Origin of the sequence: Frankia nepalensis, from assembly GCF_016786325.1 — a bacterium.
GTDB lineage: Bacteria > Actinomycetota > Actinomycetes > Frankiales > Frankiaceae > Pseudofrankia > Pseudofrankia nepalensis.
Genome location: NZ_JADWYU010000212.1, coordinates 1 through 11,409, shown reverse-complemented (window position 1 = coordinate 11,409; position 11,409 = coordinate 1). Strand labels below are relative to the sequence as shown.

Sequence of the window (11,409 nt, the reverse complement as noted above, 5' to 3'; positions counted from 1 at the left end):
AGGACTCCCGGTCCGCGGCCCGGCGGCGGGCCGGTCGGGGCCGACGTCAGGCCGGCCGACGTCAGGCTGGGTTGAGGCGGAAGTAGCCACCGAACGACCAGCGTTGCGGGCTGGCCGCCGAGACCTGCACGACCTGCTCCACCTCGAAGTCGACGAGCCGCCGCGCGCCGGGCACCCCCGCGGCCCGGTCGGGGTTCCAGTCGACCCGGGCACGGCCGGTGAGCTGCAGGGTGTGGCCGTGCTCCCAGTCGAGGAAGAGCAGGCCGCAGCGCGGGTCGAGGTCGAGGTTGCCCAGCGTCATGTACATCGAGTTGCCGACGTAGTCGGGCCAGGTGAGCCGCCGGTCGGCGGTGGCCGTGACGAAACCTGGGTTTCCGCCCCGATGCGAGGTGTCCGCGCCGAGACCGGCGGCCTGGGTCGCGACGAAGAAGGTGTCGGCCTCGGCGATCCAGCGCCGCTGGCTGGCGGTGAGCGCGGTGGTCACCGAGACTGGCCGGCGCGCCGCCTCGGCGTCGTCGGGCGCCAGGTGGCGCAGCTGGATGTACTTCGGGCAGTTCGAGTAGACCTGCTCGGTGCGGACCACCAGGCGGTCGCCGTCGCGGCGGGCCTTCCCGTTGGCCCGCATCCGCCTGCGGGCGGCGGGGTCGAGGGCGAGCAGGCCGACGTCTCGTTCGACGGTGAAGACACCTTCGAGCGGGTCCCCGGCCCCGGGCAGGGCATGGACGACGATGGTCTCCTCGTCCGCCGCCGCGACGAAGCCGGCCGCGCCGGTCAGCGGGCTCGCCCAGACCGCGCCGGCCTCGTCGGCGGCCCCGATCAGGAGCATCCGTTGCTGTTCGAGGAAGTGCGCGGCCACCGGCGGAATGGTGGCGCCGACGACAGCCGATCCACGTGGGTCGGCCGGCAGGCCCGCGCGCGCCTGCACCGCCCGCTCACCCGGGTGGAACATGACCGGCTCCTTCCGTCAGGTCGGGTTGGTTCGCCGCCCGGCCCGCCTGGGCCGTTCGGCTCGCGCCGGCTCGGCCCGTCGCGGTGGCCTGGCCAGGCCACCGCCGTGGCCCGGGGCGCTCGCGCAGGGCCACGGCGGATCTCACGGGGATCCGAGCCGCTAGAAGAAACCGCAGGTCGGGGCGCCCTGGGTGGGAACGGGCGCGGCCTCGGCGCCGGCCGGCGCGAAGATCTCCAGCCGGATCCCGTCCGGATCGGTGAAGAACACGCCCCCGGACGACGCGCCCTCGCCGTGCGCGACGACGCCGTCGTAGAGCGGCTCGACGCCGAGCTCGCGCAGCACCGCCTCCGCCTCGCGGACCGCCTCGACGTCGGCGACCTGGAAGGACAGGTGGTGCAGCCCGGGCCGCCCGGTGGGGAACGTCCCGTCGCTCTGCTCCCACAGGGTGAGGACGATCGCGCCGTCGCGACCGAGGAAGACGAACTTCCGGTCGCCGCCGGTCTGCCCGCCCAGCTCCTCAAGCCCGAGAAGCCGCCGGTAGAAGGCGGTCGAACGGGCCAGGTCGGTCACGTTCAGACCAACGTGGCCGGTCTGCGGCCCAGGAGTGCCCATGTGTACCTCCAACGTGAGGACCGATCGACGTGGGGATCGATCGTTCTAACGGCAAGCCCACCCTCTTCCCGTTAGAAGATGCAGGAACTTTCTAACGGCGTCAACCCCGAGGTAGCGTTAGATTGATGGAACAGGCGCATCCCGAGCGCGGTGGCGCTCCGATCCTGGGCGAACCGCCGGCGATCGAGCTGGGCAACACGATCCATGCCGCGCGGGGCCGTCCGCGGGACGCGCTGCTGACGGTGCCGGACCTGGTCGACTGGCTGCGGGCGATGCGGCCGCGGCTCGCGGCCGCGCTCACCGACGACGACCTGCTCGACGCCGGCGAGGACGACCTGCGGATGGCCCGCGCGCTACGCGACACGATCCGGGCGCTGGCCGACGCCGCGGCGAACGGCCGCGCGCCGGACCCGGACGTCGTCACAGCCCTCAACCGGCTCGCCCGACGGACTTCGTGGTGGCGCGAGCTGCGGGTCGACCCCGAGCCCAGGGTGGTGGTGAGCTCCGCGGAGCGGCCCGTCGCGCTCGTGCTCACCGCGCTGGCCGACGACGCGGTGGGCCTGTTCGGCGGGCCCGCCGGGGCCGAGGTGCGGGCCTGTCACGGGCCCGGCTGCATCCTCTACTTTCTCCACGGCGCGCCGCGGCGCGAGTACTGTTCAGCCGGCTGCGGAAACCGGGCCCGGGCCGCCCGTCACTACGCCAGGACCCGCCGCGCCCATTAGCCGGAGCCAGCGGCCTTCACCCGGCGGGGATTACCCTGCCGCCCGGGCCACCGGCCCGGGCGGAAAGCCTAGCGGCGGAGCCAGAACCATACGGTCTTCCCCGCGTCGTCATCCCCGTACGTGCCCCATCCAGCGGCGAGCGTCGCGATGAGCTGGAGGCCACGACCACCGGATGCGCCGAGATTCGTCGGCAATTGGACCGGCCACTGACGGCTGTCGGTGTCGCGAACGCCGAACCAGACCAACCGCCTGGTGGCCCGGACCTCGATGCGGGCCGCGCTGTGCGCGTGGACGACGGCGTTGGTGACGACCTCGCTCAACAACAGGACCGCGGTGTCCACCAGCGCCGACGCGCACCCGTGGCGGGCGAGAACATCAGCCGCCCGCAGCCGGGCTGTTCGAGGTGATCGAGGGCTGGCGGGCACCGTAAACGTGTCGAGCACCATACCTCGGCGAGAATCCTGGGAAGGTCGCGTTGAACGCGGCTCATCGGCCGGAGGGATCGTCAAACTCACGGCGCGACCTACCTTTCGCTGGATTCGCGGGAAAGGCGACGTTGTGGGCCTACTACCCGACCGACCGGCGATATCACCCCTCTTACGCTTGCAACTCGATGATGACCAGACAGGTGTCGTCATCCGTGTCTGGCGTGCACTGGGCCAGCAGGAAGTCCGCTCGCCGGGCGGCGTCGGGCTGAGGCTCGGCGGCGAGGCGCAGCAGGTCGCGCAGCGACTCGTCGAGGCCGGCCCGCCGCCGCTCGACGAGCCCGTCGGTGTAGAGCAGCAGCGCATCGCCCGCGGACAGCTGGGTGACGGTCTCCTCATACGAGACATCGGGGACCACGCCCAGCAGCAGGCCCTCGGAGGTGGTCAGCGCCTCGGCCCGGCCGGCACGGATGAGCACGGGCGGCAGGTGCCCGGCGCGCGCCCAGCGCAGGACACGGTCGCCCGGCCGGTAGAGGCCACAGACGACGGTGGCGGTGATCTCGTCCGTGAGGTGGCAGGCGACGTTGTTCAGCCACTCCAGCAGCCGCCCGGGGCCGGCGCCGGTGACGGCCAGGCCTCGCAGGCTGTTGCGCAGCGCGGTCATCGCCGAGACGGACCGGATGCTGTGCCCGGCGACGTCGCCGACGGCCAGCAGGATCTGCCCGTCGGGCAGCGCCACGGCGTCGTACCAGTCGCCGCCGACCAGGCTCTCCTGCTCCGCGGGCCGGTAGCGGGCGGCGGCGGCGAGGCCGCTGGCGGACAGCGGCGGCGGGGTGTCCGGGAGGATCGCCTTCTGCAGCGCGAGGGCGAGCCTGTGCTGGCTGTCGGCCCGCGCCTCGGAATCGGCGAGCTGGCTTCTCGCGGCGTGCAGGACCAGCTCGGTCCGGTACTGGTCGGTCAGGTCCTGGTAGACCCCGCGGATGCCGGCCAGGGTGCCCGAGGTGTCGATGACCGGTTCGGCGAACATCCGCCAGTGCCGCAGCTCGCCGTCCGGCAGCAGGATGCGGAAGGAAGTGGTCGCCGCCCGGCCGAGCCGGAGCAGCGCCTCGCGGACGTGGTCGAGCGCGTCCCGGTCCTCGGCGAGGACCCACTGGTGCAGGTCCTCCAGCGGGATCGGCGGCGCCGACCGCGGGAGGCGAAAGAGGCCGTAGGTGTTGTCCATCCATCGGATGGCCCCGCTTCCAACGTCCTCCTGCCACCCGCCGAACCCGCCAAGCCGTTGGACGTGCGTGTCCAGGGAGGCCGGCGAGTCCGCCTCGTCGGTGAACCGCCAGCTGATCGCCACGCCGTCGGCGTGCCTGGTGACACGGATGTCCATCTCGCGGCTGACGACCACGTCGCCGACGAGGCAGAGCAGCGCCGTCCGGTCGGCCGCGTAGGGGACGCCGGTCCGCGCCACGTCCACCGCGCGGCCGAACAGGCCGTCGTCCGCGCCCATCAGGGGGTAGATGTCGAGCAGCCGGGCGCCGCGTACCTCGTCCGCCGACAACCCGGCGGGGTCGACGAAGTCGCGGTTGACGTGGGTAATCTGGAAGTCGGCGATCTCGCCGTCGGCGTCGCGCACGGCCGCGGCGAGCAGCACCGAGCCAGCGAGCCCGTCGAGCAGGGCCGGCAGCCAGGCGTCCCGCGCGCGCTCGCCGCCGTCCGCGGCGCCAGCCGGGGCGTCCTCGTCGCCGCGCCGCCGCAGCGCGCGCTGGCAGACGTCCGCCAGGGCGACGAGCTCCCACAGCAGGGGGGTGTCGCGGGCGTCGTCGGTGTCCATCGGCCGGGCCCAGCAGATCTCCACGGCGCCCACCAGCGTGCCCGAGGCCAGCAGCGGCAGCGCCGCCCGGGCTCCGGTCCAGGCGCCGAGCCTCGCTGGTGGCCGCGGGCCGGCATCGGCGTCCCGCGCCGGCGTCCCGGCCGGCCACCACACCGGCCGCCCCAGGGTGATCGCCCTGGTGGCCGCGCAGTCCAGCTGCGGGGGTATCCGCCGCCAGCGGCTCGCGTCCAGCGCGGTGAGGCCATGCTGCCCGACCAGGGTGAGCGCGCCGTCCGGTTCCAGCGTCCAGAGCGCGACGGCGCAGGCTCCGTGCGCGGCAAGACCCTCCCGCGCGACGGCCTCGGCGACGGCGTCACCGTCGGCGGCATGGCGCACCGCCGCGGCGGCGCGCCAGAGCCGCCGGCCCGTGGGCGCGTCCACCGCGGCGGAGATGGGGGGCCGCGACTCGCCGAGCACCTCGGCGGCGAACTCGACCTCGTCGGTGCCGGCGGAATGTGCCAGCAGCCGGAGCTGGTCGGCGGCGTCGGTCGGGGACACGTCGAGGCGCTCCATGAGGACGCCGATCGCCAGGTCCACGAGCCGGCTGCCGGACACCCTGGATTCCAGCTCGAAGATCCGCTGCCGTTGCCGGATGACGATGTCGAGGAGCCGATTGCGGCGGTCTGGCGCCGGCTCAGGCTCATGCGGCATCCAGGCCACCCGCCTCCTCATAACCTGCTGCTTGGCCCCCGTTGGTGACTTCCGACCTGCGTCGGTATGGCGCCGCTTACCCTACTGGGGTGCTGTTCACGGCATGATGGCTGCCGCTGCACGCCCGCTGTCGCCACCCGGTGCCGGCATCTGAGCATTCTCCGGGAGGACGTCGGTGACAGAGACCCAGCTTCCCGCCAAGGCATCCCTCGCCAGACCCGACGACAGCGCCCTGCGCCAGCTCCTCGCCGGGCTCACCGCGGTGCGCGGCGGCGACTTCGGCACGCGGCTGCCGCAGGTCGGCGACGAGCTGATGGACGAGATCGCCCTCGTCTTCAACGGCATGATCGACCAGCTCGCGCTCTTCACCTCCGAGGTGACCCGGGTGGCCCGCGAGGTCGGCAGCGAGGGCAAGCTCGGCGGCCAGGCCGAGGTGCCGGGGGTGTCCGGGTCCTGGAAGGATCTCACCGACAACGTCAACGCGATGGCCGGCAACCTGACCGGCCAGGTCCGCGACATCGCCCAGGTGGCGACGGCGGTCGCCCGGGGGGACCTCTCCCAGAAGATCACCGTGCAGGCTCGCGGGGAGATCCTGGAGCTGAAGAGCACCATCAACACGATGGTCGACCAGCTCTCCTCGTTCGCCGACGAGGTGACCCGGGTGGCCCGCGAGGTCGGCACGGACGGCCGCCTCGGCGGCCAGGCCGACGTCAAGGGCGTCTCCGGCACCTGGCGCGACCTCACCGAGTCGGTCAACGTGATGGCCAGCAACCTCACCGACCAGGTGCGGTCCATCGCGGAGGTCACTACGGCGGTCGCCAAGGGCGACCTGTCCCAGAAGATCCGCGTCGACGCGCGCGGCGAGATCCTCGAGCTGAAGGAAACCATCAACACGATGGTCGACCAGCTCTCCGCCTTCGCCGACGAGGTCACCCGCGTGGCCCGCGAGGTCGGCACGGACGGCCGCCTCGGCGGCCAGGCCGACGTCAAGGGCGTCTCCGGCACCTGGCGCGACCTCACCGAGTCGGTCAACGTGATGGCCAGCAACCTCACCGACCAGGTGCGGTCCATCGCGGAGGTCACTACGGCGGTCGCCAAGGGCGACCTGTCCCAGAAGATCCGCGTCGACGCGCGCGGCGAGATCCTCGAGCTGAAGGAAACCATCAACACGATGGTCGACCAGCTCTCCGCCTTCGCCGACGAGGTCACCCGCGTGGCCCGCGAGGTCGGCACCCAGGGCAACCTGGGCGGCCAGGCCATCGTGCGGGGCGTGTCGGGCACCTGGAAGGACCTGACCGACAACGTCAACGTGATGGCGTCGAACCTGACGGCGCAGGTGCGCTCGATCGCCCAGGTCGCCACCGGGGTCGCGCGCGGCGACCTCTCCCAGAAGATCACGGTCGAGGCGAAGGGCGAGGTCGCGGCGCTCGCGGCGGCCATCAACACGATGGTGGACACGCTGGGCGCCTTCGCCGACGAGGTGACCCGCGTGGCCCGCGAGGTCGGCACCGACGGCCGGCTCGGCGGCCAGGCGAGCGTGAAGGGCGTATCGGGCACCTGGAAGGACCTGACCGACAACGTCAACTTCATGGCGAACAACCTGACCAGCCAGGTGCGCAACATCGCCCAGGTCACCACCGCGGTGGCCCAGGGGGATCTCACCCGCAAGATCGACGTCGACGCGCGCGGGGAGATCCTCGAGCTGAAGGAGACCATCAACACGATGGTCGACCAGCTCTCCTCGTTCGCCGCCGAGGTGACCCGGGTGGCCCGCGAGGTCGGCACCGACGGCATCCTGGGCGGCCAGGCCGAGGTCGAGGGCCTGTCCGGCACCTGGAAGCGGCTGACGGAGAACGTCAACGAGCTCGCCGGGAACCTCACCCGCCAGGTCCGGGCCATCGCGGCGGTGACCAGCGCCGTCGCCACCGGCGACCTCACCCGCTCGATCACCGTCGACGCGCAGGGCGAGGTGGCCGAGCTCAAGGACAACATCAACGCCATGGTGCGCTCGCTGCGCGACACCACCCGGATGAACGAGGAACAGGACTGGCTGAAGACCAATCTGGCGCGCATCGCCGGCCTGATGCAGGGCCACCGCGACCTGGCCACCGTCGCGCAGCTGGTCATCGACGAGCTCGCCCCGCTGGTCGGCGCCCAGCACGGCACGTTCTTCCTGGTCGACACCGCGGTCGAGCAGCCCGCCTTCGACCTCATCGCCAGCTACGGCTACCGGCCCTCCTCGACGACGCCGCGCCGCTTCGGCCTCGGCGACTCCCTGATCGGCCAGGCCGCCCGCACGCGGCGCACGATCGTGGTGGACCAGACCCCCACCGACTACATCACGATCGGTTCGAGCGTCGGCCGGGCCGCGCCCGTCGCCCTCGTCGTGCTGCCCATCGTGTTCGAGGACCAGGCGCTGGGCGTCATCGAGCTGGCGTCGTTCGCCCCGTTCACCGAGGTCCACCACGCGTTCCTGAACCAGCTCACCGAGACGATCGGCGTCAACGTCAACACGATCGTCGCGAACGCCCGCACCGACGCCCTCCTGGTGGAGTCCCAGCGGCTGGCCGGCGAGCTGCAGGCGCGCTCGGAGGAGCTGCAGTCCCGCCAGGAGGACCTGCAGCGCTCGAACGACGAGCTCGAGGAGAAGGCCGATCTCCTGGCCCAGCAGAAGCACGACATCGAGATCAAGAACCGCGAGATCGAGCATGCCCGGCAGGAGCTCGAGGAACGTGCCCGCCAGCTCGCGCTCGCCTCGAAGTACAAGTCCGAGTTCCTCGCCAACATGTCGCACGAGCTGCGTACGCCGCTCAACAGCCTGCTCATCCTCGCCGGCCTGCTTGCTCGGAACCCGAAGGGCAACCTGACCGCCAAGCAGGTCGAGTACGCCCACGTCATCCATTCGGCGGGCTCGGACCTGCTGCAGCTCATCAACGACATCCTCGACCTGTCCAAGGTCGAGGCGGGCAAGATGGACCTGCACGTCGAGCCGGTCGCGCTAGCCTCGCTGGTCGACGACCTGCGGGCCACGTTCACGCCCGTCACCACGGAGAAGGGCCTGCTGCTCAGCATCGACATCGCGCCGGACGTGCCCGACCGCCTGCTCACCGATCGGCACCGGCTCGCCCAGATCCTGCGCAACCTGCTGTCGAACGCCGTGAAGTTCACGGAGCACGGCCGCGTCGAGCTGGCCATCACCCGGACCCAGGCGCCCGGCACCACCGGTGGCGGCCACGTCCTGTTCGCCGTCGCCGACACGGGGATCGGCATCGCCGAGGAGAACCTCGACCGGATCTTCGGCGCCTTCCAGCAGGGCGACGGCACCACCAGCCGCCGCTACGGCGGCACCGGGCTGGGCCTGTCCATCTGCCGCGAGGTCGCGACCCTGCTCGGCGGCGAGATCCGCGCGCGCAGCGTCTACGGCACCGGAAGCACCTTCACCCTGCGGCTGCCCACCACGCCACCGGCCGAGATGACCAGCGCCGAACCGCGCGGGGCCACGCCGGACGACCTCTCCCACGCCCCGTCCGCCGCCCTGAACGGCGCCGTCGGCGACGGTCGGCCCGCCTCCGTGGGCGCGGCGCCCGGCGACGCCGCGGCGAGCTTCGCTACCGACCGGTCGCCGGCCGCGGCCAGCGCGCGGGCGGTATCCGAGGACCGGCCGGCTGACCAGCCGAACCAGGCCGGACGCATCGGCCCCGCGTCCGCCGGCGATCTGGCGCCCGCCGGGGACCCCGCCCCGCGCCACGATCACCCGGTGGACGCGAACGACGGCGACGAGGAGGACATCCTCACCGGGCGATCGGTCCTCGTGGTCGACGACGACGTGCGCAACGTCTTCGCCATCACCAGCATCCTCGAGTTCTACGGAGCGGCCGTCGACCACGCTCCCGATGGTCGGAAGGGGATCGAGAAACTGCTGGTCAACCCGTCGACCGACCTGGTCCTCATGGACGTGATGATGCCGGAGATGGACGGCTACACCACCATGGCCGCCATCAGGGCCATGCCCCGGTTCGCCGACATCCCGATCATCGCGGTCACGGCGAAGGCGATGCCCGACGACCGGCAGAAGTGCCTCGACGCCGGCGCCAGCGAGTACGTGACCAAGCCCGTGGACGTCGACGAACTGCTTGCCCGCGTCCAGGACGTGCTGGTCCCGCGCGCACCCCGCAGGCGGCCCGCGGCCGGGTAACCGCTCGCCATTCACTTCACGGGTTTTCGCCCGCAGGTGTAGCAGGCGACCGCTCGGGAACTGACGGATCAACTCTTGTCGGTGATCGGTCTGTTCCAGAGGCGGTGGGGTCAGCAATGGCCATTGGCACTACCGGCGCGCCCACGTCGGCGCGCAACGCGTCCGTCGGCTGGCTCGTCAGGCGTCTGTCGGGCGAGGTCCGGCGGCTCGTTCGCGACGAGAAGGCCCTCGCCGGCGCGGAAATGAAGCGGAAAGGCGCGAAGGCCGTCGCGGGCGGGGGCCTGTTCGGTGGCGCCGCCGCCGTCGGCCTTTTCGGCGTCGGCGTGCTCATCGCCTGCGCGGTGCTGGGCCTGGCGACGGTGCTGGCGGCGTGGCTCGCCGCGCTGATCGTCGCCGTCGCGTTGCTGGCCGTGGCCGGCGCGCTGGCGCTGGCCGGCAGGAGGAAGTTCAGCGCGGCGACGCCGCCGTTGCCCACTGACGTGATCGACAGCGTGAAACAGGACATCCACACGATTGCGGAGGCCCGGCAGCGATGACGAACCAGAACACGAACACGGCGACCCTGTCCGACACGCCCGCGCGCGACCCCGACGAGCTGCGCGCGGACATCGACCGCACCCGCGCCGAGCTCGCCGAGACCGTCGACGCCCTCACCGAGAAGATCGACGTCCGCCGCCAGGTCAAGGCGAAGACGGCCCAGGCGGGCCACGCGGCCAGCGACCTCGCCGGCCGCGCGCAGCAAAAGGCCGGCGAGCTGGCCGGGCCGGCGATGACCAGGGCCGCGGCGGCGACCGCGGTCGCGCGGGCGCGGGCCGCCGCCGTCGCCCAGCCAGCCCTGGCCAAGGCCCAGCCAGCCTTCGCCAAGGCCAAGGTGGTCACCGCGCCAGCGCGGGCCAAGGCTGCCCAGCTGACGGACCGGGTCAGGCCCGCCAACAGCGGCGCGGCCGAACCGATCGCCAACGCGGCGGCCACGGTCGCGGGCACGGTCCGGCGGCCGGCGGTCCTGATCCCCACGGCGACCGGCGTGCTGGTGCTGGTCGTGCTCGCGAGCCGGCGGGGAAAGTGAGCAGGGCCGCGAAGCTCGCCTACCGGCCGGTGAGCATGGTCGGCGGGATCGCCGCCGGCGCGGCCGCCGGCGTGGTCGTGAACCGGCTGTGGACGGCGGTGTCGGGCGAGTCCGAACCACCTAGCGCGCTGAAGTCCGACAGCAACTGGGCAAAGGTCGTTCTCGCCGCCGCGTTGCAGGGCGCCGTGTTCGCGGCCACCAAGACGGCGGTGGACCGCGCCTCCGCCGTCGGATTCGCCCGCGTCACCGGCACCTGGCCCGGCGACTGACGACCTGTCTTTCGGCCCTTTCGACCGGCGCGTTTGTTATCACGGATCGTGACGATTGTCCTGGACGGGTATCTCCGGACAAGGACGGGTATCTCGACAGCAAGAACGTGACCGACGTCGAGAAGAGGAGCGTCATGAGCGCCATTCGCGGCCCGCTGTCGGACGAGGCTCGCACCGTGACCGGTAAGGCCCTCCAGGGCATGGTCGTCGACCTGACCGATCTTTCACTGGTGGCAAAGCAGCTGCACTGGAACGTGATCGGCCGGTCCTTTCGGTCGGTTCACCTTCAGCTCGACCAGGTCGTCGACATCGCGCGCCGCTACACCGATGAGGCGGCCGAGCGCGCCGTGGCCATCGGCGTGAACCCGGACGGCCAGGTGGGCACCATCGCCGGCCAGAGCAAGATCCAGGCGGTGGAGCCCGGTTTCATCCAGGACGAGAAGGTCATCCGCGCGATGACCGACATCCTGGCGGACGTCATCACCCGGATGCGCGAGCGGATGGACACGACCGAGCAGCCGGACCCGGTGACCCAGGACCTGGTCATCCAGGTGATCCGCGAGCTGGAGATGCAGCACTGGATGTTCCAGGCGATGGTCTGACTCCCGGCGGCCTGACCCGCGGCCTGTTTCGCCGAGGCCCGCCGGCCGTACGGCCGG

The 11,409-nt window shown here is 72.1% G+C and carries 10 protein-coding genes; 6 read left to right on the top strand and 4 right to left on the bottom strand.

Annotation, left to right across the window (positions count from 1 at the left end):
* Positions 1-61: 61 nt before the first annotated feature.
* Together I6A81_RS33630 and I6A81_RS33625 are read right to left on the bottom strand one after the other, a co-directional pair.
* Positions 62-949, bottom strand: a complete 888-nt coding sequence (locus I6A81_RS33630) for a pyridoxamine 5'-phosphate oxidase family protein (RefSeq protein ID WP_203004409.1) — start codon at positions 947-949, stop codon at positions 62-64.
* Between the two features lie 159 nt (positions 950-1,108).
* Entirely contained in the window at positions 1,109-1,561 is a 453-nt protein-coding gene (locus I6A81_RS33625) for a VOC family protein (RefSeq protein WP_203004408.1), read from the bottom strand.
* A 125-nt stretch (positions 1,562-1,686) separates the two neighbouring features.
* Between I6A81_RS33625 and I6A81_RS33620 the strand changes: the two genes are divergently transcribed.
* Positions 1,687-2,283: a CGNR zinc finger domain-containing protein gene (locus I6A81_RS33620; RefSeq protein ID WP_203004407.1), complete on the top strand. Its 597-nt coding sequence runs from the start codon at positions 1,687-1,689 to the stop codon at positions 2,281-2,283.
* A gap of 68 nt (positions 2,284-2,351) precedes the next feature.
* Here I6A81_RS33620 and I6A81_RS33615 read toward each other — a convergent pair whose 3' ends face one another.
* Together I6A81_RS33615 and I6A81_RS33610 are read right to left on the bottom strand one after the other, a co-directional pair.
* On the bottom strand, positions 2,352-2,729 hold the full coding sequence (locus I6A81_RS33615) for an ATP-binding protein (protein WP_203004406.1): 378 nt from the start codon (positions 2,727-2,729) through the stop codon (positions 2,352-2,354).
* 151 nt (positions 2,730-2,880) lie between these two features.
* Positions 2,881-5,220, bottom strand: coding sequence for a SpoIIE family protein phosphatase (locus I6A81_RS33610; RefSeq protein ID WP_238429546.1), 2,340 nt, complete (start codon positions 5,218-5,220; stop codon positions 2,881-2,883).
* Between the two features lie 175 nt (positions 5,221-5,395).
* Here I6A81_RS33610 and I6A81_RS33605 point away from each other — a divergent pair, with 175 nt between their 5' ends.
* From I6A81_RS33605 to I6A81_RS33585, 5 genes are all read left to right on the top strand, one after another.
* A complete protein-coding gene (locus tag I6A81_RS33605; protein ID WP_203004404.1) occupies positions 5,396-9,415 on the top strand; it encodes a HAMP domain-containing protein in 4,020 nt (1,339 codons plus the stop codon).
* 116 nt (positions 9,416-9,531) lie between these two features.
* Positions 9,532-9,951 (top strand): phage holin family protein, encoded by a 420-nt coding sequence (locus tag I6A81_RS33600; RefSeq protein WP_203004403.1) that lies wholly within the window; start codon positions 9,532-9,534, stop codon positions 9,949-9,951.
* Positions 9,948-10,481, top strand: coding sequence for a DUF3618 domain-containing protein (locus I6A81_RS33595; protein WP_203004402.1), 534 nt, complete (start codon positions 9,948-9,950; stop codon positions 10,479-10,481). Before I6A81_RS33600 ends, I6A81_RS33595 begins: the two co-directional genes overlap by 4 nt.
* Positions 10,478-10,750, top strand: coding sequence for a DUF4235 domain-containing protein (locus I6A81_RS33590; protein ID WP_203004401.1), 273 nt, complete (start codon positions 10,478-10,480; stop codon positions 10,748-10,750). The genes I6A81_RS33595 and I6A81_RS33590 overlap by 4 nt, the downstream gene beginning before the upstream one ends.
* Before the next feature lie 134 nt (positions 10,751-10,884).
* Entirely contained in the window at positions 10,885-11,352 is a 468-nt protein-coding gene (locus I6A81_RS33585) for a Dps family protein (RefSeq protein ID WP_203004415.1), read from the top strand.
* Positions 11,353-11,409: the final 57 nt, after the last annotated feature.